The following is a 22,326-nucleotide window of genomic DNA, read 5'->3' as shown; positions in this document are numbered from 1 at the left end:
CAGAGAGCGAGTAAGGGTGCTGAGCACCGACACTGGGACACGGACCGAGGACCGGGCCACCCCCGCTCTGCGAGTACTGACCACACGGCGTGTGGTCCGCTCCTTCGACGGACGGCCGGTGGAGGACGAGCTCCTCGACCCCATGCTGGACGCCATGCTCGCGGCCCCCTCGGCCTCCAACAAGCAGGCATGGGCCTTCGTCACGATCCGCCGCAGCAGAACCCTTCGGCTGGTGCGGGCCTTCTCCCCGGGCATCATCGAACCGCCTCCGCTGATCGTGGCGGCCTGTTTCGACCGTTCCCGCGCTGTGGGCGGCGGTGCCTGGGACGAGGGGATGCTCTGTGTGGCGATGGCGGTGGAGAATCTGCTGCTCGCGGCGCACGCCCTCGGGCTGGGCGGGTGTCCTTCCGCCAGCTTCCGCAAGAGCCCGGTCCAGAGGTTCCTCGGGCTCCCCGACCACCTGGAACCCCTGCTCCTGGTTCCGATCGGGCACCCGGCCCGGCCCATCGAGTCCGCCCCACGACGTGACAGGAACGAGGTGATCAGCCATGACCGCTGGCGAGGCTGACGGTCCCCGCACCGGCGAGGAGCTCCTGCTGCTCTCCGCCTACCTGCTCAGCAGCGGCCGCGGGCTGTTGGAGGAGCCCCGCGAGTACGGCCCGCTGCGATGCCTGGACGCCGCCCGCCGTGTGCTCTCCCTCCGCGCCGACCTGGGGCACGGGGACCACCCGGGACTGCCGGAACTGCGATCGCGGATGGAGGACGTCATGTGCGGGGCGATGGCCGACCGTGAACTCGACGTCCTCCTCGACGACCTGTGCGACCGGCTCGCGTCCGTGTTGGAGGGGACCGATGCCGTCTCGGCCTGAACCTGTACGGACCGTGCCCCAGCACCGGGACGGCGACGGGTTCGAGGTACGACCCTTCACGCCCTCCTGCGCCGACCTGCTCACCCGTGGCGACCACGCTCTCATCGGGGTCAGCACCGGCAACAGCTATTTCAATCAGGAGCGGCTCACCCAGCTGCTGGACTGGGCGGTCCGGCGCTTCCACCGCGTCGACGTCCTCCACACCGACCTCCACCTGAACACGATGCACCAGGCCGGTGGGGCCGATGAGGAACAGGCCGCGCGCAGGACCAAGAGAGCCCTCCGGGACGTTCGGAGGCGCATCCGCCGTGCGGTCGAGGCGGTCGGGACCGCCCCGGCACGCTTGCGTTCCATGGCGCTGTCGGAGACCGTCGACCTGCCCGGTTACCGCGCCGTCCAGCAGCACCTGGACCGGGAGTTCGACGGCAATCCGCAGGTGCGCCGCGCATGCGAGGAACACGTGAACCGTGTACTGGGAGGCCGGCTCTGTGCCGAGGACGACCGGTTCCGTGCCGGCCTGTCCTACCTGCGTTCGGAGCTCCCCTTCCTCGTCGCCACCCCGAGAGTGCTGGGGGTGCCCTCCTCGGTGTCCTGCTATCACGACCTGCTCCCGGTCGTGGCGGAACTCTACGAGGACGGAACCTGCTTCGACCCCGGACAGGGACATGTCGTGGTCCGGCCTCCTATGCGCGGCGAACGTCCATGACCGACTCCCCGTCCCGGACACGGTGCGTCCTGCTCAGAGCCAGCCCCGCCTCGGCGAAGAGTGCCTCGTACTGCTCGGAGGTGCGCGACACCGCCCCGTAGAGCACGAACATGCTCAGACCGATGGCCTCGACGAAGGGGCTGGGGCGTGTGGACTCGGAGAGGTGACCGACCACGAGCAGGCGGGACGTGCCGGACATCGCCGCACGCACGTTACGCAGGATCCGGACCGCCTCCTCAGGTGGCCAGTTCTGCAGGACACGGGCCATGACGTAGACGTCGGCTCCGTCCGGTACGCCGTCGAAGAAGTCACCGGCCACGACGTCGCACCGGTCGGCCACCTGTTCCCGGCGCAGGAGTGGGCCGGCCCCGGCCACCACGTCGGGCAGGTCGAAGAGCACACCGGTGCTCGCGGGACAGGCCCGGAGGACGGCGGCGATGGTGGCCCCCTCTCCCCCACCGAGGTCGGCCACCACCCGGGCACCGGACAGGTCGGCCGCCTCCAGGAGCACGTCGGCGGGGGCGGAGGCGTTCATCGCCCGGTGGAAGAGCTCCGCTTCCTCGGGCCGTTCGGCCAGGTAGAGGAAGAGATCGCTCCCGGTCTGCAGCTCGAAGGCCGTACGGCCGGACTCCACCGACCGGGCCAGTCGGGTCCAGGCCTGGAAGAAATCGCCGTGGGTGCACATCCGGAAGAGGTCGCGCAGCCCCAGAGGGTCGTCACGGCGCAGATGCCGCCCTGCCGGGGTCAGCTCGAAGGTCCCGGGTGCGGATTCGTGGACCAGACCCGCCGCAGCGACCGGGCGCAGGACGGCGAGCAAGCGCTCCTCGTGGGCGCCGGAACCGAGCGCGAGTTCACGGAGGTCCCGGGGGCCTTCCTTCAGGCGTTCCACCACACCCAGTTCGAGCAGGGCCGACACGGCATGCAGGAGCATCGCCGCTGAAACGATTTCCGCCAGGGGAGCCTCGGTCCGTTCGTGGGGGGTGGTCCCTCGGTCCAACACCCGGTACCTTCCTTCTCCTGCGCTTCGACCGGACCGGAGCGGCCGCGTTCGATACTTACGGTCATCAGTCCTTTACTCTACGGCCTCATGGGCCCGCATCGCCCCGGGCGACCGCCCAGGAAAGCGAACAGGGCCGCCCCGACCGCCGAGAGCGACCGGTAGAGCCGGGACCGCGTCCCCAAGAAAACTGCAAACTAACTTTCCAGTTTACGTTGACGGGATGGCGGTACAACTTTAAGGTTTCTTCACAATTCGGGGGCTCCCCGGAGCCCGCCTTCGTCCCCCCGCTCGACGGAAGGACCCCCCTTGAGCACCCACCGCCACAGGAGAAGGACCGGACCCCGCACCGGGCTCGCTCTGACCGCCGCCCTCGCGCTCGGCGCCGCAGGCGTCACCGTCGCCGCACAGGGCCCCGAGACGGCCGAGGCCGAGACCGTCGCCGACACCGCACCCCAGCAGAACGGCCAGTGGCTCACCGGGTACTGGCACAACTTCGACAACGGCTCCACGGTCATGCCGCTCGGCGACGTCCCCGAGGAGTACGACCTCGTGGCCGTGGCCTTCGCCGAGAACCACCCCGAACTCGACGGCGGCATCACCTTCGAGCTCGCCGGCGACGAGCTCGGCGGCTACACCGACCAGGAGTTCCGTGACGACCTCGCCGCCCTCCAGGCCGACGGGACCAACGTGATCATCTCGGTCGGCGGCGAGCTCGGGCACGTCGACGTCACCAACCCCGCCCAGGCCGAGAACTTCGCCGAGACCACCCACGAACTCATGGAGGACTACGGGTTCGACGGCGTCGACATCGACCTCGAGCACGGCATCGACGCCGAGCACATGACCGGCGCCCTGCGGCAGCTCGACGAGCTGTCCGGCACCGACCCGATCATCACGATGGCGCCGCAGACCATCGACTTCCAGACCCCCGGCCAGGGCTACTACCAGCTCGCGGAGAACATCTCCGACATCCTCACCCTGGTGAACATGCAGTACTACAACTCCGGTTCGATGCTGGGCTGCGACGGTTCGGTGTACGAGCAGGGCACTTCGGACTTCGTGGCCGCACTCGCCTGCATCCAGCTCGAGATGGGCCTGGAGCCCGAGCAGGTCGGCCTCGGGCTGCCCGCCACCCCCGCCGCCGCCGGCGGCGGGTACATGGATCCCCAGGGCGTCGTCGACGCCCTGGACTGCCTCGAAGAAGGCCGGTCCTGCGGCTCCTTCGCGCCCGAATCGCCCTACGGACCCATCGGCGGCGTGATGACCTGGTCGATCAACTGGGACGCCGCGAACGGCTACGAGTTCGCCGACACGGTCTCGCCGCGATTGAACTGACCCGCCGACCGATCCGCCGAAAGAGAGGGCGGGGCGCCCTCCCCCGGCGCCCCGCCCTTCTTCTGTGACCGCGGGCTCAGACCAGCGGCAGGTTCGGACGCAGGATGCTGGGGGCCACCCCGTCGCTCTCCTCGGCCACCCGGACCCGCTCCTGCGGGACCGTTCCGTACAGCGTCGTGCGCTGGCGCAGTGGACGGCCCGTGGGCTCCACCAGCTCCCGGATGTCGCTGATGGTCTTGTACGAGCCCTCATCGGATCCGGCCATCCGGCTGATCGTCTCCTCCATGAGGGTGCCGCCGACGTCGTTGACCCCGCCGGCCAGCAACTGCCGGCAGGTGTCCTCGGCGAGCTTGACCCACGAACACTGGATGTTGTCGATCGCCCCGTGCAACAACAGCCGCGCCAACGCGTGCACGGCCCGGTTCTCCCGCACGGTCGGCCCGGTGCGCGCCAGTCCGGCCAGGTAGATGGGTGCGTTGGTGTGCACGAACGGCAGCGGTACGAACTCGGTGAAGCCGGGACGGCCGTTGCGCTCCAGTGAACGTTCCTGCAACGACCGGAGCAGCTTGATGTGCGCCACCCAGTGGTGGGGCGAGTCCACGTGCCCGTACATCATCGTGGACGTGGTCGCCATCCCCAGGTCGTGGGCCGTGGTGACCACGTCGATCCATTCGCGGGCGGGGAGTTTGCCCTTGGTGAGGATCCACCGCACCTCGTCGTCGAGGATCTCCGCGGCCGTGCCCGGCAGGGACCCCAGGCCGGCGTCGCGGGCCCGGGTCAGCCACTCGCGCACCGGCAGGTCGGTACGCGCGGCCCCGTTGACGACCTCCATCGGGCTGAAGGCGTGCACGTGCATGTCCGGGACCCGGTCACGCACGGCCGACGCGATGTCGAAGTAGGCGCTGCCCGGCAGGTCGGGGTGGATGCCGCCCTGCATGCACACCTCGGTCGCACCCGCCTTCCACGCCTCCTCGGCCCGGTCGGCGACCTGGTCCAGGGACAGTGTGTAGGCGTCGGCGTCGGTGCGGCGCTGGGCGAAGGCACAGAAGCGGCAGCCCGTGTAGCAGACGTTGGTGAAGTTGATGTTCCTGGTGACGATGTAGGTGACGTCGTCGCCGACGGTGTCCCGCCGCACCCGGTCGGCCAGCCCGGTCAGGGCCTCCAGCTCGGGGCCGTCGGCGTGCAGCAGCGCGAGCGCCTGGTCGTCGTCGAGCCCGGCCGGGTCCTCCTCGGCGGCCCGCAGGGCAGCGGCGATCTCCGGGTCGAACCGCCGCGGCACGGCACCCCGGCGGTCCACACCCTCGCGGAGCTCGTCCCAGTCGCCGTAGACCGCGTCGAAGTCACCGCGCCGGTCACCGGTACGCCCCTCGGCGTCGATCCCGGTGTGCAGGTCGGTGCGCCCGGACGAGGCCAGAGCGGCCTCGGGCTCCTGCCACGGACGGCCGCGCACGGGGGCGTCCTCGGCGGCCAGACCGGTCCCGGGTTCGGCGAGGGCGGCCACGTGACCGGAGATCCGCGGGTCCAGCCAGGGTTCGCCCGCGCGTACGTACTCGGGGTAGACGGTGAGGCGCTCGCGCAGGGTGAAGCCGTGTTCGGTACAGCGTGCGGCCAGGTCCTCGATCTGCGGCCAGGGGCGTTCGGGGTTGACGTGGTCGGGGGTCAGCGGTGAGACCCCGCCCCAGTCGTCGATCCCGGCGCGGAGCATGAGTGCGTACTCGTCGCGGCCGCCGTGCTCGCCGCCGATGAGGTTGGGCGGCGCCTGGATGTGCGCCTTGGGCCCCATGACCAGACGGGTCACCGCGATGGTGGCGGCCATCTCCTCGATCTCGGCGTCGGGGCGGTGCATCATCGCGGTGGCCGGTTTGGCGCGGAAGTTCTGCACGATGACTTCCTGGATCCCGCCGTAGCGGCGGGCGGCCCCGCGCATCGCGAAGATCGACTCGGCGCGCTCGGTGTGGTTCTCGCCGATACCGAGGAGGACCCCGGTGGTGAAGGGGACGCTGGAACGGCCGGCGTCCTCCAGCACCCGCAGGCGCACGGCCGGGTCCTTGTCCGGACTGCCGTAGTGGGCCTGTCCCTTCTCGGTGAACAGCCGTTCGGAGGTGGTCTCCAGCATCATCCCCATGGACGGGGCGACCGGTTTGAGGCGCTGCAGGTCGGACCAGGTCATCACCCCGGGATTGAGGTGCGGGAGCATGCCGGTCTCCTCCAGCACCATGATCGCCATGGCCCGGACGTAGGAGAGGGTGTCGTCGTAACCGTGGGCGCCCAGCCACTCGGCCGCCTGGCTCCAACGGTCCTCGGGCCGGTCGCCGAGGGTGAACAGGGCCTCCTTGCAACCCTGGGCCGCACCCTTCCTCGCGATGTCGAGAACCTCGTCCGGGGACAGGAACGGGGCCTCGAGCCTGCCGGGCACGGTCGCGAACGTGCAGTAGTGGCAGCGGTCTCGGCACAGACGGGTCAGGGGGAGGAAGACCTTGCGGCTGTAGGTGACCACACCGGGGCGTCCATGGGCCTCCAGTCCGGTGTCGCGCACACGGCCGGCGTGGCCGAGCAGGGTCTGGAGGTCCTCCCCGCGCGCGTGCAGGAGTACCTCGGCCTCGGTCGCATCGAGGGTCTTGCCGTCCCGTGCGCGGGCCAGGGCCCTGCGCATCGCCGACGGGGTCGGGGGCGTGACGGAATCCAGGTCGTTCGCACCACTCATACGGGCACCTTACGCTCCGGTACTTCCCGGGCCAGCGCCGCACCGCCACTCTCGAAGGACGCCCACGGCGCAGTACCTTCCGGCGCGCGCCGGAAGGCATCCACCGGACAGGCCCTAAGGTCGAGGCGTGGAAAGCACCGCGAACGCCGCCGGGGTCCTCGGCATCCTCTCCCGCCTGCGCCGCAACCGCGCGGTGCGGGTGGTGCTGCTGGTGCTCGTGTGCGCGGCCGCCGGATGGGCTCTGCACGTCCACTGGAAGCAGGCCCGCGACGCCCTCCTCGATCTTCCGCCGTGGGCCCCGCCGGCCGCGGTCCTGGCCGGGATGGCCGGTCTCGCCGCGCAGATGATGGCGTGGCGGGCTCTGCTGGCCGGTCTGGGGTCCCCGCTCCCCCGCCGGTTGGCGGCCCGGGTGATGTTCGTCGGCCAGCTCGGCAAGTACCTGCCCGGTTCGGTGTGGGCTTTCGTCGCCCAGGTGGAGCTGGCCCGCGATCACGCCGTGCCCCGCAGCCGGGGCGCGGCCGCCACCCTGCTGGCCGTGGCCGTGACGGTCGCGACCGGGCTGGCCGTGGCAGCGGTGGCCCTGCCGTTGTCCTCGGCCGAGGCGGCCCGGCGCTGGTGGTGGGCGCTGGCACTGGCGCCTCTGTTCCTGGCCGCTCTGCACCCGCGGATGGTGGCGTGGGGCATCGGGCTGGCCGCGCGTCCCTTCGCCCGGTTCCGTGCGGTCGCCGGGGCCGGGCCCTTGGACGTGGGCGGACGTGCGATCGCGGCGGCCCTCGCATGGACCCTGCTCGCGTGGGTGCCCTTGGGGGCCCACCTGTGGATCCTCACCTGGGCCGTCGGCGGTGACCCGCTCTCCTCGCTCGGCCCCGCGGCGGGCGCCTACGCGCTCGCTTGGACGCTCGGGCTGCTGGTGGTGTTCGCACCCGCGGGGCTGGGTGTGCGCGAGGCGGTGCTGGTGGTGGCGTTGGCCCCGGTGGTGGAGGCCGGTGCGGCGCTCGTGCTCGCGGTTCTGTCCCGCCTGGTGATGACGGTGGCCGACCTCGCCTGGGCCGGCGTGGGCCTCCTGGCCTCCCGCCGCCGGGCGGGGGCCGCCTGACCGGGCCCCGGTCCGGTGACCGGTCAGACGGAGGAGAGCAGCCGGCGCATGTAGGCCTCCCAGTGCGGGTCGGGGTCGACCGGGCGCACACCGGCGCGCAGTTTCTCGGGCGCCCCGGGGGCGTAGAACTCGCCCAGGACCCGCGCCAGGTCCTCGGCGTCGCCGGGGTCGCACAACAGTCCGTCCACACCCTCGCGCACGTGGTCGGGCAGTGTCCCCGCCCGGGTGGCGATCACGGGGACACCGTGCTCGTGGGCCAGCCACACGTTCTGGGTCGCGGTCGCCGAACGGTACGGGAGGACGGCGGCGTCGGCCCCGGCGAAGAGTTCGGGCAGCTCCTCGGCCGGTACGTACCCGTCGCGGAACCGGACACGGCCGCTCACCCCGAGGTCGGCGGCGAGCTCGGTGAGCTCCGCGGTACCGCCCCAGAACTCGCCGGCGACGGTGAGGGTGACGTCCTCGGGCGCCCCTTCGGCCAGGGCGCGCAACAACAGGTCGACCCCTTTGTAGGGACGCACGATCCCGAGGAAGAGCAAGTGGCGGCGCTCCCCGGACGGCTGTTCCCGGGCCCCGCCGGTCTCGGGCAGATGCGGGGGCATCGTGGCCGCGACCGGGTCGGGCTGGTCCCCGCGCAGCAGGCCCCGGGCGAGGTGGGCCTGCTCGGGGCCGTGGGCGAGGATCCCGTCGACACGGCGCAGCATGGCCCGGGTGAGGCTGACGTCCAGGGAGCGGCGCTCGTGCGGCAGCACGTTGTGGCACAGGGCCACCGCCCGGGCGCGTTCGCGGCGTGAGCACAGCCCGGCGAGGATCCCCAGGTAGGCGGGGATCTGCGCCGGGGAGAAGAGGGTGAGCACCACGAGGTCGGACTCGCGTGCCAGCCGCCGTCCGGTACGCCACCACCCGTCCGGCCGGTACCAGGCCAGGCGGCGGCGGGTGCCCGTGAAGGTCTCGGCCTCGGGGTCGGCGATGGTCTGCTGCCCCGGATAGAGCAGGGACGGGTACTGGGCGTGCCAGGACTCGATCGCGGTGTTGTGCCCGCGCGCGGAGAGCCGGTGCGCGAGTTCGGTCGTGTGGCGGGCGCCTCCGCCCTTGTAGGGGTGGGCGGGCCCGACGAGGGTGATCCTCACGAGTGCTCCCTGGAGCGCACGATCAGGTCGGCCAGGAGCGCCATCGCCGCGATGATCAGCCCGGTCATGAGGATCATGACGGTGTTGTTGGGCATGTAGAGCGGGTTGCGCACCTGGTCGAAGACGAACTTGCCGGTACCGAGGCCGAGGAGGGCCAGAGCGGGCGGCATCAGGACCTTGAGCGGGTGGAAGTACATGACCATCCGCAACACCTGGAGGATGTAACGGTAGGCGTCGCTGACGAAGTGGAACTTGGAGCGTCCCGCCCTCTTCGCGTAGTCGATGGGGACGTACCGTACCGGGTGCTGGTTGGACAGGAATGCCAGCGTGATGGTGGTGACACAGGAGAACCCGGGCGGCAGGAGCCGCAGGTAGGGGCGGGCGATGTCGCTGCGGAAGACCCGCAGACCGGAATTCAGGTCGGGGATGCGGGTGCGGGTCAGGCCTTCGGCGATCTTGCGGATGATCCACTTGGCCGGGATCCGCAGCACCTTGTGGGTCCCCGTCTCGGTGGTGCGGGCCCCCACGATCTGGTCGGTCTCGGGGTCGGCGTCGAGCATGTTCACGAGCTCGGGGATGCGCTCGTTGGGGTAACTCATGTCGGCGTCGGTCCACACCACGTATTCTCCGCGGGCCCTCCGGCTGCCGATCCGGCGCACCGTCCCGGCACCGCCGTTGTGGCCGAACGCGATGACACACATGTGCGGATAGAGGTTCTGCACGTCGCGCAGGCGTTCGAGGGTGTCGTCGGTGGAAGCGTCGTCCACGGCCAGGAGCTCGTAGGTCCACCCGGACTGGTCCATGGCCGCGCAGATGCGTTTGACCTCGTCGACGACGTGGTTCTCCTCGTTGTGGCAAGGAAGCACGATCGTCACCCGGGGTCGGTCCTCCGGTCTCTCGGTGCCCCGTCCGGCGGGGTCGTGTGTGTGGCTCATGCCTCTTCTCAGCGGGGTCGGTCAGCGGGTGTCTTCCTCGGGCGGCACGACGGAGACCCACACGCTCCCGTCGAAGGTCCAACTGCCCGTCGGCGGTTCCATGAGGGTGCTCGGGTCCATGTCGGCGACCACCCGGAACGGGCGTTCGGGTTCGACACCGGTGAGCTCGTCGAGGAGGCGCCATTCGGGGCCGGCCAGGACGGCGGTGCGGTCGCGGTCGTGGACGGAACCGACGACGCGGTCCACGTCCTCCGGGGTGGGCTCGTTCATCGCGGCTGTGGGCAGGCCGCACACGTTCCGGAACAACGGCATGTAATTGCTCGCCATCCCGGAGTCGACCACGATCACCGACCCGTCCTCGGGTAGTGACTCGCAGAGTTCCTCGGTCGCGTCAACGGTTCCCACGTCCTGTCTGTACCCCATGATCCCCTGCGCGGAAGTGATGAGTGCAGGGCCGATCATGGCCACGGACGCGCTTGCGGCGACCACGGCGGGCAGGGCGCGGGTCACCGGCCGGTGGCCGGGCCGGGAGGCGTGCGCGCAGTAGCGGGTGAGCCAGGCCGTGAACCACACGGCGAAGAGGACGAAGGCCGGAATGACCAGGACGATCAGGCGCCGGCTGGCCCAGGGGTGGTCGGGGGTGATGGCGGGCCGCAGCAGGGTGGTGACCACGGTCCAGCTCAGGAGCATGGCGGGCAGCAGCCATTGGGCGAGGCGGCCCTGGGCGAGCCTGCGCAGTACCAGGGCCGCACCGAAGGTCGCGAACAGGACGGTGCCCAGGCCGACGTACCAGCCCACCCAGTAGAGGCTGTAGTCGTAGTAGGTGCGGCTGCCCTCGATGGGCCTGATGCCCTCCATCTCCTGCACGGCCGCCACCCACTGGTCGGTGAAGTCGCTGCCGTGGCCGTAGTCGGGCCAGAGGAGGGGGCGCAGGGCCAGGCCGATGACGAGGAGCGCTGCGGCGATCGCGACGGCGTCGGGCAGCCGGCGCACCCGCCACACCCGGGGCAGGCCCCTCTTCCAGAGGGCGGCGGTGGCGACCACGGTGACGGCGATGACGACCGCGGAGATGATCAGGAGCGGGACCAGGGAGCCCGAGAGGTACTCCAGGTAAGGGTAGGAGAGCCCGTACCCGGCGTAGAGGCCCATCGCCACACCGGCCACGAGCCCGCCCAGCATCGGCACGGCCTGGCCCCGGCGGGCGAGCAGCAGCAGTCCGAGGAACCCGACGAGGGGCAGCAGGTCGCGGATGACGTCGATGCGGGTGACCAGGGCGAGGCCGAACACCAGGCCGGAGACGGCGGCCAGGGTGTGGCTCCTCCCCCAGCGTTCCTTCGGGCCGCTGTACCTGGCCAGGGCGTCGAAGGCCAGGACCAGGCCGCCCAGGAGCAGGATCTGGGTGACGGGCTCGCTGTAGGTGAACCGGCTGACCCACTGTTGCGGCAAGCACACCGCGAGGACGAGGGCGGCGAGCGGGGCCCAGCGCACCCCGACCAGACGGGCGACCAGGCCGGAGAAGACCAGCACACCGAGCGCACCGAGCACCGGTGTGGTCACGAGCATCCCGGTGAGTCCGCCCAGCCAGTAACCGATGCTGGTGAGCAGGGGCGCGCCGGCCATGAACTGGGGCCAGATCACGTCGCCGCGCTCGTAGTGGGCCAGACTCTGGTAACTCAGGGCCGGGTCGTCGCCGGCGATGAGTTCGTGCATGCGCGGGATCGGCAGGGACCCGTTCTCGGCGATCCACACCGTGTACATGGCGTAGGAAGCCGGATCACGGCGGATGACCAGGGCCTCCGCGTGGTAGGCGATCTGCACGGCCGCGAAGGCCGCCACGATCAGCAGGACGAGCACGACCGGCCACCAGGGCGCTCGGTCCTCCTCCGGTTCGGGGATCAGCCGGGGCACGACGGCGCAGGCGGCCACGACTGCGGGTATCCCGAAGATCGCCGACAGCAACGGCGTGAAGGCGCCCAGAGCCAAGAGGGGGAAGGTCACCAGGAGCCATGCGGAGACAGCGATCGCGGGGAGCGCGGTGACACGGGCGAGGAACCGTCCGGGAGACAGGCGCATGGGGTCACTCTGGCAGTTCCCGCCTTCACGTGCACGCCGAGGCCCCTTCGGGCGGGAAGCTTCGCTGAGGGGGCTTCGCCCGTCCGTCCCCCGGTGGTGTTCCGGTGAAGGGCCACGTCCCCGTCCCTCCTAGGCTGGGGGCATGTCCGACACACCTGCCGCACCGGGCCCGGCGTGGCGCGCCCTCGTGGCCGCCGACCCCGCCCGCCCCTTCGTGACCGCCTACGACACCTCCGGCGGCCGGGTCGAGCTGTCCCGCGCCACCGTCGACAACTGGGTCTCCAAGACCTCGAACATGCTGGTGGACGGGCTCGGCACACAGCCCGATGACCGGATCGCCGTAGCCCTTCCACTGCACTGGCAATCGCTGGTGTGGCTGCTGGCGAGCTGGTCGGTCGGGGCCACCGCGGTCCTCGGCGGACCCGGCGAGGTGCCCCCCGGTACACAGGTCGCGGTCACCGACGCCGAACGGCTGGAGGCCGCGCTGGACGGCGGCGCCGAGGAGATCGTGAGCACGTCCCTGCACCCGCTGGGCCTGCCGATGAGCGAGGTCTCGTCCATGGCTCTGGACTACACGGTGGAGGTGCGCGGCCACGGCGACCACTTCTCGCCCTATCCCGTCGATCCCTCCGAGCCCGCCCTGGAGACCGACCGCGCCCGTACCGGCACCGAACTGGTCGACGCGGCCCGCAAGCGGGCCGAGGGGTGGGGGCTGAGCAGCGGGGACCGGATTGCCGTACTGGCTGCCCCCGATGCCCCGCTCACCGTCCTGGGCGAGGACGTCGGGGCACTGCTGGCCGCGGTGGTCACCGGGGCCCCGCTCGTGCTCACCCCTGCGGACGCCGACGGGCTCGGCGACCGGCTCGCGATGGAGCACGTGACGGCCGTCCTGGACACGACGGGGGCCGCGGCCGTGGAGGGGGAGGGGTTCAGGGCGGTGGTCTGACCCGTTCGCCCCCGGTTTTGCGGGGGCTGCCCCTCTGGTAGAAGGGCCCGATGGATATCGGAACCCTCCTCGTATGCGGGATCATGGCGGTTTTTTCCGTGCTCGCGTTCCGCCGCGGTGTACACATGGTGCGGGGCGGCCCTCCGCGCTCGGGGCGAACAACGTCAGCTCGACAAGGCCGGGGTCTCCGCACACGGGGTCATCCGTTCGGTCCACCCCCTCGAGCGCAGCCGACACGGCCACAAGGTGACGGTCACCGTGGACAGCGGCCGGGGCCACCACTGGGACACCGAGGATCCCAGCGGGCTGGACGGGTACCTGGTGCGGGAAGGAACCCCGGTCGAGCTGGTCTACGCGCCCGCGGATCCCAGCTCGATCCGGGTCGAGCGCGCCGCGTTCTCCGATCCCCGGCTCGGCAGCTACCCGGTGGATTCCGGCCGCCGTCCGGGCGATGGCCTCTCCGTACTCACCGCACTCCTCGTACCCGCCACCGCCCTCGTCATCTTCGGGGCGGTCATCACAGCGATGCTCGGCGACCCGAACGTCCTCGACGGCTCCACCCCGTTCGTCTTCCTCCTCGTCGGTCTGGGGCTCCTGGCCGGTGGAATCGTCAGCACGGTCCGCGCCCACCGCGGGAGCAGACGTCGGACCGGAAACGCCACCGGAACCGTCACGGAGACCTGGACACGCAGGCACCACAAGAAGAACGGGAGCACCACCACCCACTACCCGTTCACGTTGCACTTCCGATCCCGGGACGGCCGGGAGGTCCACCGCCGATACCAGACCGACAGCAAAACCCACGCGCCGGCCGTCGACGAGCACATGAGCGTTCAGTACGACCCCGGGCATCCTCCCGACTTCTCCGTGAGCGGCCTGGTCCCGAACTCCGCCCAGTGGGGCTGCGGGCTCCTGCTGATCGGCACGGCCTTCACCGTGTTCGGGGCCCTCTCCGGCGCTTCCTCACTCATGGACGGGCTCTCGTAGGGGGCTGCGCGCCGTCCGCTCCTCCGGTGAGGGCCGGGGCCGGTCCTCATAGCCGGCCCCGGCGTACACGCGGGCAGTCGCGGCGTGCGGCACGGGCCTCACGGTCGTTCCCGTCCTCGCGGGCCTCGCGGGCGAGCCTCTCCTCGCGGGCCTCGCGCTCGCGCTCGGCGCGGTAGAGGTCGGCGGCCTGGGCTGCGAGATCGGGGTGCATGGCGGGCTCCTCCGCTGGGTCGGTTCCCGGCCGGGTGCGTTCCGGCCTGGTTCCAGACTCCGGCTGAGGCACCGGGTCCCACCATCGGCAGGATGCCGTACATGTGCGGGGCGGCCGTGCCTCAGACCCGCGCACGGCCGCCCTGAGGGGCCTCAGAGGCCCCGGTCAGGAGCGGAAGGCCTCAGGCCTCGCTGTAGTAGGGGTCGCGGGCCGTCCCCACGCGCTTCTGGTCGTCCCAGGTGTAGACCTCGCGGCCCTCCACGAACACCCGCAGGGCGCGGCTCATCACGTCCAGCGGGTCACCCGACCACAGGACCACGTCACCGTCCAGGCCCGGACGCAGGGACCCGACCCGGTCACCCAGGCCCATCATCTCGGCGGGGTTGAGGGTGATGGCGCGGATCGCACTGTCGCGGTCCAGGCCCTCCTTCACGCACAGGATCGCCTGGTAGATGAGGAAGTCGATCGGGATGACCGGGTGGTCGGTGGTCAGCGCGAGCTTCACACCGGCCCGGTCGAGGATCCCGGGCCCGGCCAGGGTCCGGTTGGAGACCTCCAGCTTGGACCGGCTCGTCATGAGGGGGCCGACGATGGCGGGGATGTCGCGCTCGGCGATCTCGTCGGCCATCAGGTGGCCTTCGGTGGTGTGGTTGATGATCAGGCGGTACCCGAACTCGTCGGCCAGCCGGATCGCCGTCTGGATGTCGTCGGCCCGGTGGGTGTGCTGGCACCAGGGCACCTCGCCGTCGAGCACCTGAGCCAGGATCTCCAGGGTGTTGTCCCGGTCGAAGGGTGTGCCCTCGGATGCCGCGTGGTCGCGCTTGGCCTTGTAGTCCTGGGCCTTGGTGAAGGCGTCACGGATGACGGCGGCCACACCCTGGCGTGTGGAGGGCAGACGGTCCTTGGTGCCGTAGACCCGTTTGGGGTTCTCCCCCAGTGCGCTCTTGACGCTGGCCGGCTGCTTGAGGAGGCGGTCCTCCATGCTGCGGCCCCAGCACTTGACGGCCACCGTCTGCCCGCCGATGGGGTTCCCGGAACCGGGTTTGATGACCGAGCTGGTCACGCCCCCGGCGAGCGCGTCGGTGAACCCCTGGTCGGCGGGGTTGACCGCGTCCAGGGCCCTCATACGGGCACCGTTGGGGTCGGTCAGTTCGTTGGTGTCGTCGCCGGCCCAGCCGACGCTCTCCTCGTGCACGCCGATGTGTCCGTGGGCCTCCACGAACCCAGGCAGGACCCATGTGCCTGCGGCGTCGACGACCTCTGCGCCCGCAGGGACGGCGACGTCGGCGTCCGGTCCGACGGCGGTGATCCGGCCGTCGGAGATGAGGACCGTACCGCCGTCGATGGGGTCCCCGTCGACGGGCACTACGTATCCGGATGTGATCGCGATATCCATGGCGCGAAACCTAGCTCACACGGACCGGGCCGCCAAAGCCCCCCTGGATCACGATCGGACGCCGCGCTCAGCGGTCCGGACTGCGCACGGTGAGCAGCTCGGAGTCGGAGGTCAGTTCCACACCGACCTCCTCGATGGCATCGCGCACCATCGTGCAGCCCGCGACCTGCTCGGGTTCGGCGGTGAGCTCGCCGCCGCGGGCACCGAACGCATAGATCATGCTGGGCCGGTCGGCGAACTCCATGAGCCGGAACGCCTCCCCCAGGCCCGGGTGGTCCGGGGTGGCTTCCGGGATCATCGCGATCGTGACGATGCCGGCGTCGACGAGGTCCGCGAGGAACGCCCGCTGAGCGTTGAGGACGCGCACCCCGCCCTGGGGACGGCGCAGCACCGACTCGTTGAGCACCACGCGCAGGCCCGGCCCGCCCGGTGCGATCATCGCCGCCCGGTGCTCCATCTCGTCCTCGACCATGAGCTCGACCTCCTCGTCGCCGAGGTGGCCCAACCGCGGCTTGAGCACCGCACGCGAGTACTCGGGCACCCGCAGGAACGTCGGGATCGCGACGGGCTGGTGCTCCCACAGGTGGACGGCGTGCACCCCGAGCTCGCACAGGTCGGCGAAATCGTTCGGGAAGGCCTCCGCCTGGAGCGTGATCGCCCATGCCTCCATGAGCTGGTGCTCGCTGCCCAGAGCGGTCTCCACACGTGCCACGAGGGAACGCGCCGGGCGGCGGTGCGCACGCTCGACCTCGCGGAGCTCGTCATCGCTGACCCCCACGGACCGGGCCAGCTCGGCCCGGCTCAGACCTCGGTCGGACCGGGCCCGCAGGACCCGCGCAGCAAACGGCAGCCACATCGCGGACGGCAGTGCGGCATTCACCCGACCCCCCGAGTCCATGGCCGACCGGTCGGCCCGGTCCGGGCAGGCCCCGCCCGGTTGCAACTGATCCATCTCGTCGCCTCCCGCTCTCACCGTTCCGGGTGTTCCGGTGTCCGACTGGTGCGGCCCCCGGCGTGATAAGTCATGACAGGGACCGCCGCCGCGGTCCCGATCCCCTGGTGTCCCCCGATTGGAACGTCCCTGTGGTCCACCTCGCGCTCTTCCTCGCCGTGATGTCCCTGGCCGTCTGGGTGTACGCGCTGTTCGACGTGATCCGTGCCGACGCCGGGACGACACGGCTCCTGTCCAAGCCCGTGTGGGTCGTGATCGTGCTGTTCCTGCCGAAGTTCGGCGGGCTGTTGTGGTTCACTCTGGGACGCCCTCCCAGGGAGACCCTCGCCACGTTCGGACCCGCACCCCCAATCTCGCCTTTCCCTGAATACGACCATCCGAACCGGGCTCGGGCCGCGACCCCCGAGGAGGACGAGGAGTTCCTGCGCCGGTGCCGTGAGCGCGCCGAGGCCCAGCGCCGCCGTGCCCGCGAGATGCAGGCCCGGGAGGAGCAGGAACGCCGTGACCGGCGCGCCCGGGGCCAGGACGGCGACGAACTCGACGCGGGATGAGGATCGGGAGGCCCATCGCGCGGTGCTCCGTCCTCCGCAGTACCCTGTGGACCGCCCAGCCGCTGAACCTGACCCGGAAGTGAACCCGATGAACCGCTTGCCCCAGTCCGTCTCGGCCCTCTTGGCCTCCTCGGCCCTGCTTCTGACCGCGGCGTGCGGCGAGGCCCCCTCCGCGGAGACCGATGAACAACCCCAGGAAGAGCAGAGCCAGGAGCAGCAACAGCAGTCCGGGGACGCCGACGGCCCGCCGGAGGTGGACGTCTCCGACGTCGAGGGCGCCGTGCTGCACACCAACGAGGGCGAGATCGGGTTGGACCTGTACCCCGAGGACGCTCCGACCACCGTCTCCAACTTCGTGGGGCTGGCCGAGGACGGGTTCTACGACGGGTTGGTCTTCCACCGCGTCATCGAGGACTTCATGGTCCAGGGCGGCGACCCCGAAGGCACAGGGCGAGGAGGCCCCGGTTACACCTTCGAGGACGAACTCGAGTCCGACCACGGCTTCGGCGAGCCCGGCATGCTCGCCATGGCCAACTCCGGACCGGACACCAACGGTTCGCAGTTCTTCCTGACGGTCGCCGAGACCTCGCACCTGGACGGTCAGCACACGATCTTCGGGAACGTGGCCGACGACGGCTCCCAGGAAGTGCTCGACACCATCGCCGCGGTCGAGACCGACTCCCAGGACCGTCCGGTCAACGACGTGGTCCTGGAGTCGGTCGAGGTCGAGCGCGCCGGCTAGACAGTGCCCTCGGGCCCCTTCCGGAAGGCCTCAGCGGCGGCGTTTGGCGCGTGCGGCGCGCGAGCGCTCCACCGCAGGGCCGATGGCGCCGGCCAGCGCCGCCACGTCCTCGGTGGTGGAGGTGCGGCCCAAGGACAGGCGCAGACTGCTGAGCGCGGTGTCGGGGTCGGCCCCCATGGCCGACATCACGTGGCTGGGCTGGGCCACCCCGGCCGAGCAGGCCGACCCGGTGGAGCAGGAGATGCCCTGGGCGTCCAGGAGCATGAGCAGCGCATCGCCCTCGCAGCCGGGGAAGGACAGGTGCGCGATCCCGGGAAGACGCCGCTCGGGGTCGCCGTTGACGACCACGTCCGGCACGGCCTCGCGCACCCGCGCCTCGAGCTCGTCCCGCAGCCCCCTCAAGTGTTCGACGTGCTCCTCGCGTTCGTCGACGGCCAGGCCGACGGCGGTGGCCAGTCCCCGGACGAGCGCGGTGGGCACGGTGCCCGAACGGACGTCGCGTTCCTGACCTCCCCCGTGCAGGACGGGCACCGGGGTCAGGCCGCGTTCGAGCACCAGGGCGCCGGCGCCGACCGGACCGCCGAGCTTGTGGCCGCTGAGGCTGAGCGCTCCGACCCCGCTCCCGGCGAAGTCGACCGCCTCGGCGCCCACGGCCTGGACCGCGTCGGTGTGCATGGGGATGCCGTACTCGGCGGCGACCCCGGCGAGCTCCCGGACGGGCTGGACGGTACCGACCTCGTTGTTGGCCCACATGACCGAGATGAGCGCGACCGAGCCCGGATCCTCTTCCACGGCCCCGCGCAGGGTCTGCGGGCTCACTCGCCCGAGGCGGTCCACGGGCAGGAACTCCACGACCGCGCCCTGGTGGTCGGCGGTCCACCGGGCCGGGTCCAGAGCGGCGTGGTGTTCGACCGCGCTGAGCAGGATGCGGCGCCGGGCCGGGTCCTGGGCGTGGCGGGCCCAGTACAGGCCCTTGATCGCGAGGTTGTCGGCCTCGGTCCCGCCGCCGGTGAACACCACCTCGTGCGGTGTGCACCCCACGGCGGCCGCGATGCGTTCGCGTGACTCCTCGACGGTGCGGCGAGCAGAGCGGCCGTGCTCGTGCAGGGAGGAAGGGTTGCCGAGAGAGCCGAGCTCGGCCGTGACGTCGGCGGTGGCCTCGGGGCGCACCCCGGTCGTGGCAGCGTGATCCAGATACACCATGGCGACATCAAGGATACGCCGGACCAGCGAGCCGCTCGGAACCGCGTCGATTCCCTTTCCCATAACCTGGGAACATGCCTGATACCGCGTCCCCGCAGCCTCCCGCCACCGGCAACTGGCCCGCGCCCACGGCCGACCGTCCGGTGCGCGCCCGTCTGTCCCTTCCCGGGTCCAAGTCCGTGACCAACCGCGCACTGGTGCTGGCCACCTTGTCGGAGACCCCGTGCGTGGTGCGCCGTCCACTCGTCAGCCGCGACAGCGACCTCATGGCGGGGGCCCTGCGGACCCTGGGCGCGCGTGTGGAGCGGGACGGTGACGACGTGGCCCTCACCCCGGCCGATCTGCGCGGCCCGGCGACGGTGGACGTGGGCAACGCCGGGACGGTGATGCGGTTCGTGCCCCCGATGGCGGCGCTGACCGACGGGGACGTGCGGTTCGACGGCGACCCGCGCTCGTACGAGCGCCCCGTCGGCGCACTCCTGGAGGCTCTGCGGGCCCTGGGCGCCGTCGTCGACGACGGCGGCCGGGGCGCACTGCCCCTGACCGTCCACGGCACGGGATCGTTGCCGGGGGGCGAGGTCACTCTGGACGCCTCCGGTTCCTCTCAGTTCGTCTCGGCGTTGCTGCTGAGCGCGGCCCGCTTCGACAAGGGGCTGCGCCTGCGCCACGAGGGCCCGCCGGTACCTTCCCAGCCGCACGTGGACATGACCGTGGAGATGCTGCGTGCCGCCGGCGTGGGCGTGGAGACCGGCGAGAACGAGTGGCGGGTCGAGCCGGGACCGATCCGGGCCACGGAGATCCCCGTGGAACCGGACCTGTCCAACGCGGCCCCGTTCCTGGCCGCAGCGCTGGTCACCGGTGGTGCGATCACCGTTGCCGACTGGCCCGAGCACACCACACAGGCCGGCGACGCCCTGCGTTCGCTGCTGGCGCGCATGGGCGGCGAGGTCGGTCGCGAGGGCACCGATCTGACCGTGTATGGCACCGGGAAGATCCGCGGCCTGGAGGCCGACCTGCACGACGTCGGTGAACTGACACCCACCATCGCCGCGCTCGCCGCCCTGGCCGACACCCCCTCGCGCCTGACCGGCATCGCCCACCTACGGCGCCACGAGACCGACCGGATCGCGGCACTGGCCGCGGAGATCAACGGGCTCGGCGGGCACGTGGAGGAGCTCGAGGACGGCCTGGCCATCGAGCCGCAACAGTTGCACGGGGGTGTGTTCCGCTCCTACGACGACCACAGGATGGCCACTTCTGGGGCCGTGCTCGGACTGGCGGTCCCCGGGATCGAGGTGGAGGACATCGCCACGACCCGTAAGACCCTGCCCGACTTCCCGGGCCTGTGGTCGGAGGTCCTCTCATGAGCCGTACCCAGGGCGGCGGCCGCCACATGGACGAACGCGACGTGCGCGTGCGCGCCCGGGGCGGGTCCAAGCCACGCACCAGCAACCGCCCCAAACACGCCGACGCCGTCGAGGGCCTGGTCACCGCCGTGGACCGCGGCCGGTACCGGTGCCTGGTCGACGGCGTGCCGGTGGTGGCGATGAAGGCCCGCGAGTTGGGCCGCGGTTCCATCGTGGTGGGTGACCGGGTGGGTGTGGTCGGCGACCTGTCCGGCCGGCCCGACACCCTCGCCCGGGTCGTGCGGGTCAAGGAACGCCGTTCCGTGCTGCGCCGCACCGCCGACGACACCGATCCGGTCGAGCGCATCATCGTGGCCAATGCCGATCAGCTCGCGATCGTGTGTTCCCTGGCCGACCCCGAGCCGCAGCCCCGGTTCGTGGACCGCTGCCTGGTCGCCGCCTACGACGCGGGCCTGGAGCCGTTGCTGTGCCTGACCAAGGCCGACCTCGGATCCCCGGCCCCCATGGTGCGCCTGTACGAACCGCTCGGACTGCCCTACGTGGTGTTGAGCCCCGAGAACGACCTGAGCGACCTGCCCGAGCACCTGACCAGGCACACGACGGTGTTCGTGGGTTCCTCCGGTGTCGGAAAGTCGACCCTGGTCAACCGGTTGATCCCCGGCACCGAACGGGCCGTGGGCGGTGTCAACACCGTGACCGGCCGCGGGCGCCACACCTCGACCTCCGCGGTCGCCCTGCAGTTCGGGGGCGGCTGGATCATCGACACCCCGGGCGTGCGCAGCTTCGGGCTGGCCCACATCGACCCCGCGGAGATCGTCGAGGGTTTCCCGGAGATCGCGGAGGTCGCCCGCGACTGCCCCGAGGACTGCGGGCACCGGCCCGATTCCCCCGATTGCGCCGTGCGTAAGGGGTTGGCCGCCGGAACCCTGGACGCCGACCGTGTCGCTTCCCTGATGCGCCTGCTCACCAGCCGTGAGGGTGAGGAAGAGACCACGGAGCAGTGAGGCTTGCCGCGGAACACTGGAGTTTCCCCGGAGTTCCAACGCTCATGGGACACACCACGGCGTGCCCCGGCCGCTACACCGCGGTACAGGCCACCGGCACCGTGTCCGGGCCCGTGCACGGAGCACCTACAGCTCGACGGTACCGCCGCAGCGCCAGTAGGTGCGATGGTCGCATTCCAGGAAACCCTCGTCGAGGAGGCCGCCGCGGAGCGCGGCCAGGTCGGAGCCGAACTCCAACAGGACCGCTGTCAGTTCCTGCGCGGTGTAGCGCACACCCGGTTCCAGGGCACGCGCCACGTGGTCGAGGAGGACCAGGCGGTCGGGGCGCCGGACCGGCATGGCGGTGATCCGTCCACCGGACGTGTACGAGCGCAGTACCTCCTGGCGGCGCCGTTCCGTGTAGGACCCGTCCGACACGGGACACACCTCCTCTCGGACCGCTCAGCCCCCGACGCGGCCGGCTTCCGGCAGGCCGACGCCCAGCATTCCGTGGACGACGGCCCCCACGCGGCGTGCCGCCTCGTCGGGGTCGATGGGTTGCAGGGCGTAAGAGACCGTGAGACGCAGGCTGACGTCGGCGACGGCCTCGGTCACCGAACGGTCCAGCTCGGGGCAGCTCCCGGCCAGCATCGTGGCCACCCGTTCGCCGAGCACGTCCAGCAGGGGCCCGGAACGGGTGGTGACCACGGGCAACAGTTCGCGGTCGCCGGTGACGACGGCGCGCAGCAGCGGGTCGTTCTGCAGTGAACGGAGCACGAACCCGGTCGTGCAGCTGACACTGTGCGCGGGGTCCGCGCTGTTCTCCTCCAACAAGGCGACGACCGTGTCGAGGAGGCCGTCGGCCTCGCGCACCACGACCGCTTGAAGGAGGTTCTCTTTGCTGCCGAAGACGTTGTAGAGCGTCTGCCGGGAGACCTCCGCGACCGCTGCGATGTCGGCCATGCGCTGCTGGGCCCAGCGGCCCGCCACGACCTCGGCGTATGCGGCGTCCACGAGCCGCTCGCGTACCGGGATCCGTTCGGTACGCTCTTCGTTCACGGGTTCCATGCCCGCCATGATCTCATCCGCCGCCGGGACGGCCTCCGCGAGCGCAGGCTCACCTTCCGCCCGGTGTCACACTTG

The 22,326-nt window shown here is 71.2% G+C and carries 22 protein-coding genes; 11 read left to right on the top strand and 11 right to left on the bottom strand.

Features of this window, described 5'->3' with window-relative positions:
* Window positions 1-16 precede the first annotated feature (16 nt).
* The 3 genes from D473_RS0106660 to D473_RS0106650 are packed head-to-tail and all read left to right on the top strand — an operon-like array spanning window position 17 to window position 1,575.
* The gene (locus D473_RS0106660) at window positions 17-568 is read left to right on the top strand and encodes a nitroreductase family protein (RefSeq protein WP_017608305.1); all 552 of its coding nucleotides are present in this window, start codon (window positions 17-19) and stop codon (window positions 566-568) included.
* Complete coding sequence (locus D473_RS0106655) at window positions 549-869, top strand: DUF6092 family protein (protein ID WP_017608304.1); 321 nt, start codon at window positions 549-551, stop codon at window positions 867-869. Before D473_RS0106660 ends, D473_RS0106655 begins: the two co-directional genes overlap by 20 nt.
* Window positions 870-882: 13 nt before the next feature.
* A complete protein-coding gene (locus D473_RS0106650) occupies window positions 883-1,575 on the top strand; it encodes a tRNA-dependent cyclodipeptide synthase (RefSeq protein WP_017608303.1) in 693 nt (230 codons plus the stop codon).
* Here the strand turns inward: D473_RS0106650 and D473_RS0106645 are convergent.
* Window positions 1,553-2,506 (bottom strand): methyltransferase, encoded by a 954-nt coding sequence (locus D473_RS0106645; protein ID WP_083917923.1) that lies wholly within the window; start codon window positions 2,504-2,506, stop codon window positions 1,553-1,555. The two genes, D473_RS0106650 and D473_RS0106645, sit on opposite strands and share 23 nt — an antisense overlap.
* A 375-nt stretch (window positions 2,507-2,881) precedes the next feature.
* Here D473_RS0106645 and D473_RS0106640 point away from each other — a divergent pair, with 375 nt between their 5' ends.
* The gene (locus D473_RS0106640; RefSeq protein ID WP_017608301.1) at window positions 2,882-3,910 is read left to right on the top strand and encodes a chitinase; all 1,029 of its coding nucleotides are present in this window, start codon (window positions 2,882-2,884) and stop codon (window positions 3,908-3,910) included.
* A 76-nt stretch (window positions 3,911-3,986) separates the two neighbouring features.
* Here the strand turns inward: D473_RS0106640 and D473_RS0106635 are convergent, their stop codons facing one another.
* Window positions 3,987-6,614 carry a bifunctional FO biosynthesis protein CofGH gene (locus D473_RS0106635; RefSeq protein WP_017608300.1) on the bottom strand — a complete coding sequence of 876 codons (2,628 nt, stop codon included), beginning with the start codon at window positions 6,612-6,614 and terminating at the stop codon, window positions 3,987-3,989.
* 163 nt (window positions 6,615-6,777) lie between these two features.
* Between D473_RS0106635 and D473_RS0106630 the strand changes: the two genes are divergently transcribed.
* On the top strand, window positions 6,778-7,710 hold the full coding sequence (locus tag D473_RS0106630; protein ID WP_026126676.1) for a lysylphosphatidylglycerol synthase domain-containing protein: 933 nt from the start codon (window positions 6,778-6,780) through the stop codon (window positions 7,708-7,710).
* A gap of 23 nt (window positions 7,711-7,733) precedes the next feature.
* Here D473_RS0106630 and D473_RS0106625 read toward each other — a convergent pair whose 3' ends face one another.
* From D473_RS0106625 to D473_RS0106615, 3 genes are read right to left on the bottom strand one after another with little or no spacing between them, the layout of a single operon-like run.
* Window positions 7,734-8,837: a glycosyltransferase family 4 protein gene (locus tag D473_RS0106625; RefSeq protein ID WP_017608298.1), complete on the bottom strand. Its 1,104-nt coding sequence runs from the start codon at window positions 8,835-8,837 to the stop codon at window positions 7,734-7,736.
* On the bottom strand, window positions 8,834-9,772 hold the full coding sequence (locus tag D473_RS0106620) for a glycosyltransferase family 2 protein (protein WP_017608297.1): 939 nt from the start codon (window positions 9,770-9,772) through the stop codon (window positions 8,834-8,836). The genes D473_RS0106625 and D473_RS0106620 overlap by 4 nt, the downstream gene beginning before the upstream one ends.
* 21 nt (window positions 9,773-9,793) lie before the next feature.
* Window positions 9,794-11,845, bottom strand: a complete 2,052-nt coding sequence (locus D473_RS0106615; RefSeq protein WP_017608296.1) for a hypothetical protein — start codon at window positions 11,843-11,845, stop codon at window positions 9,794-9,796.
* Between the two features lie 142 nt (window positions 11,846-11,987).
* Between D473_RS0106615 and D473_RS0106610 the strand changes: the two genes are divergently transcribed.
* Together D473_RS0106610 and D473_RS25555 are read left to right on the top strand one after the other, a co-directional pair.
* Window positions 11,988-12,791, top strand: a complete 804-nt coding sequence (locus tag D473_RS0106610; protein ID WP_017608295.1) for a TIGR03089 family protein — start codon at window positions 11,988-11,990, stop codon at window positions 12,789-12,791.
* A gap of 117 nt (window positions 12,792-12,908) precedes the next feature.
* Entirely contained in the window at window positions 12,909-13,778 is an 870-nt protein-coding gene (locus tag D473_RS25555) for a DUF3592 domain-containing protein (RefSeq protein WP_017608294.1), read from the top strand.
* Window positions 13,779-13,824: 46 nt separating this feature from the next.
* Here D473_RS25555 and D473_RS27610 read toward each other — a convergent pair whose 3' ends face one another.
* The 3 genes from D473_RS27610 to D473_RS0106590 all read right to left on the bottom strand — a co-directional run bounded on the left by D473_RS27610 (window position 13,825) and on the right by D473_RS0106590 (window position 16,283).
* On the bottom strand, window positions 13,825-13,989 hold the full coding sequence (locus D473_RS27610; protein ID WP_017608293.1) for a hypothetical protein: 165 nt from the start codon (window positions 13,987-13,989) through the stop codon (window positions 13,825-13,827).
* A 181-nt stretch (window positions 13,990-14,170) separates the two neighbouring features.
* Entirely contained in the window at window positions 14,171-15,385 is a 1,215-nt protein-coding gene (locus D473_RS0106595; RefSeq protein ID WP_026126675.1) for an amidohydrolase, read from the bottom strand.
* Between the two features lie 67 nt (window positions 15,386-15,452).
* Complete coding sequence (locus tag D473_RS0106590; protein ID WP_193373260.1) at window positions 15,453-16,283, bottom strand: helix-turn-helix domain-containing protein; 831 nt, start codon at window positions 16,281-16,283, stop codon at window positions 15,453-15,455.
* Window positions 16,284-16,468: 185 nt separating this feature from the next.
* On the opposite strand from D473_RS0106590, the gene D473_RS0106585 reads away from it, so the two are divergent.
* Both D473_RS0106585 and D473_RS0106575 read left to right on the top strand, forming a co-directional pair.
* Window positions 16,469-16,888: a PLD nuclease N-terminal domain-containing protein gene (locus D473_RS0106585; RefSeq protein WP_017608290.1), complete on the top strand. Its 420-nt coding sequence runs from the start codon at window positions 16,469-16,471 to the stop codon at window positions 16,886-16,888.
* Between the two features lie 88 nt (window positions 16,889-16,976).
* Window positions 16,977-17,630, top strand: a complete 654-nt coding sequence (locus D473_RS0106575; protein WP_017608289.1) for a peptidylprolyl isomerase — start codon at window positions 16,977-16,979, stop codon at window positions 17,628-17,630.
* 30 nt (window positions 17,631-17,660) lie between these two features.
* On the opposite strand, the gene D473_RS0106570 is transcribed toward D473_RS0106575, so the two are convergent.
* Window positions 17,661-18,833: a cysteine desulfurase family protein gene (locus D473_RS0106570; protein ID WP_026126673.1), complete on the bottom strand. Its 1,173-nt coding sequence runs from the start codon at window positions 18,831-18,833 to the stop codon at window positions 17,661-17,663.
* A 74-nt stretch (window positions 18,834-18,907) separates the two neighbouring features.
* On the opposite strand from D473_RS0106570, the gene aroA reads away from it, so the two are divergent.
* Window positions 18,908-20,200 carry a 3-phosphoshikimate 1-carboxyvinyltransferase gene (aroA, locus tag D473_RS0106565; RefSeq protein ID WP_017608287.1) on the top strand — a complete coding sequence of 431 codons (1,293 nt, stop codon included), beginning with the start codon at window positions 18,908-18,910 and terminating at the stop codon, window positions 20,198-20,200.
* Window positions 20,197-21,204, top strand: coding sequence for a ribosome small subunit-dependent GTPase A (gene rsgA, locus D473_RS0106560; protein WP_017608286.1), 1,008 nt, complete (start codon window positions 20,197-20,199; stop codon window positions 21,202-21,204). The genes aroA and rsgA overlap by 4 nt, the downstream gene beginning before the upstream one ends.
* 126 nt (window positions 21,205-21,330) lie before the next feature.
* On the opposite strand, the gene D473_RS0106555 is transcribed toward rsgA, so the two are convergent.
* Together D473_RS0106555 and D473_RS0106550 are read right to left on the bottom strand one after the other, a co-directional pair.
* Window positions 21,331-21,621 (bottom strand): DUF2087 domain-containing protein, encoded by a 291-nt coding sequence (locus tag D473_RS0106555; protein WP_017608285.1) that lies wholly within the window; start codon window positions 21,619-21,621, stop codon window positions 21,331-21,333.
* Window positions 21,622-21,645: 24 nt separating this feature from the next.
* On the bottom strand, window positions 21,646-22,251 hold the full coding sequence (locus D473_RS0106550) for a TetR family transcriptional regulator (RefSeq protein WP_026126672.1): 606 nt from the start codon (window positions 22,249-22,251) through the stop codon (window positions 21,646-21,648).
* Window positions 22,252-22,326: the final 75 nt, after the last annotated feature.

Source organism: Nocardiopsis xinjiangensis YIM 90004, from assembly GCF_000341145.1.
In the GTDB taxonomy this organism is placed as follows: Bacteria; Actinomycetota; Actinomycetes; order Streptosporangiales; family Streptosporangiaceae; genus Nocardiopsis; species Nocardiopsis xinjiangensis.
This window is presented reverse-complemented; position numbering and strand designations above follow the sequence as displayed.

Excerpts from the sequence above, each read along its gene's own strand:
- D473_RS0106645 (WP_083917923.1), bottom strand. The coding sequence starts at position 2,506 with ATGCTCCTGCATGCCGTGTCGGCCCTGCTCGAACTGGGTGTGGTGGAA.
- aroA (WP_017608287.1), top strand. The coding sequence starts at position 18,908 with ATGCCTGATACCGCGTCCCCGCAGCCTCCCGCCACCGGCAACTGGCCC.
- D473_RS0106635 (WP_017608300.1), bottom strand. The coding sequence starts at position 6,614 with ATGAGTGGTGCGAACGACCTGGATTCCGTCACGCCCCCGACCCCGTCG.
- D473_RS0106550 (WP_026126672.1), bottom strand. The coding sequence starts at position 22,251 with ATGGAACCCGTGAACGAAGAGCGTACCGAACGGATCCCGGTACGCGAG.
- D473_RS27610 (WP_017608293.1), bottom strand. The coding sequence starts at position 13,989 with ATGCACCCCGATCTCGCAGCCCAGGCCGCCGACCTCTACCGCGCCGAG.
- rsgA (WP_017608286.1), top strand. The coding sequence starts at position 20,197 with ATGAGCCGTACCCAGGGCGGCGGCCGCCACATGGACGAACGCGACGTG.
- D473_RS0106590 (WP_193373260.1), bottom strand. The coding sequence starts at position 16,283 with ATGGACTCGGGGGGTCGGGTGAATGCCGCACTGCCGTCCGCGATGTGG.
- D473_RS0106595 (WP_026126675.1), bottom strand. The coding sequence starts at position 15,385 with ATGGATATCGCGATCACATCCGGATACGTAGTGCCCGTCGACGGGGAC.
- D473_RS0106610 (WP_017608295.1), top strand. The coding sequence starts at position 11,988 with ATGTCCGACACACCTGCCGCACCGGGCCCGGCGTGGCGCGCCCTCGTG.
- D473_RS0106575 (WP_017608289.1), top strand. The coding sequence starts at position 16,977 with ATGAACCGCTTGCCCCAGTCCGTCTCGGCCCTCTTGGCCTCCTCGGCC.
- D473_RS0106620 (WP_017608297.1), bottom strand. The coding sequence starts at position 9,772 with ATGAGCCACACACACGACCCCGCCGGACGGGGCACCGAGAGACCGGAG.
- D473_RS0106655 (WP_017608304.1), top strand. The coding sequence starts at position 549 with ATGACCGCTGGCGAGGCTGACGGTCCCCGCACCGGCGAGGAGCTCCTG.
- D473_RS0106615 (WP_017608296.1), bottom strand. The coding sequence starts at position 11,845 with ATGCGCCTGTCTCCCGGACGGTTCCTCGCCCGTGTCACCGCGCTCCCC.
- D473_RS0106570 (WP_026126673.1), bottom strand. The coding sequence starts at position 18,833 with ATGGTGTATCTGGATCACGCTGCCACGACCGGGGTGCGCCCCGAGGCC.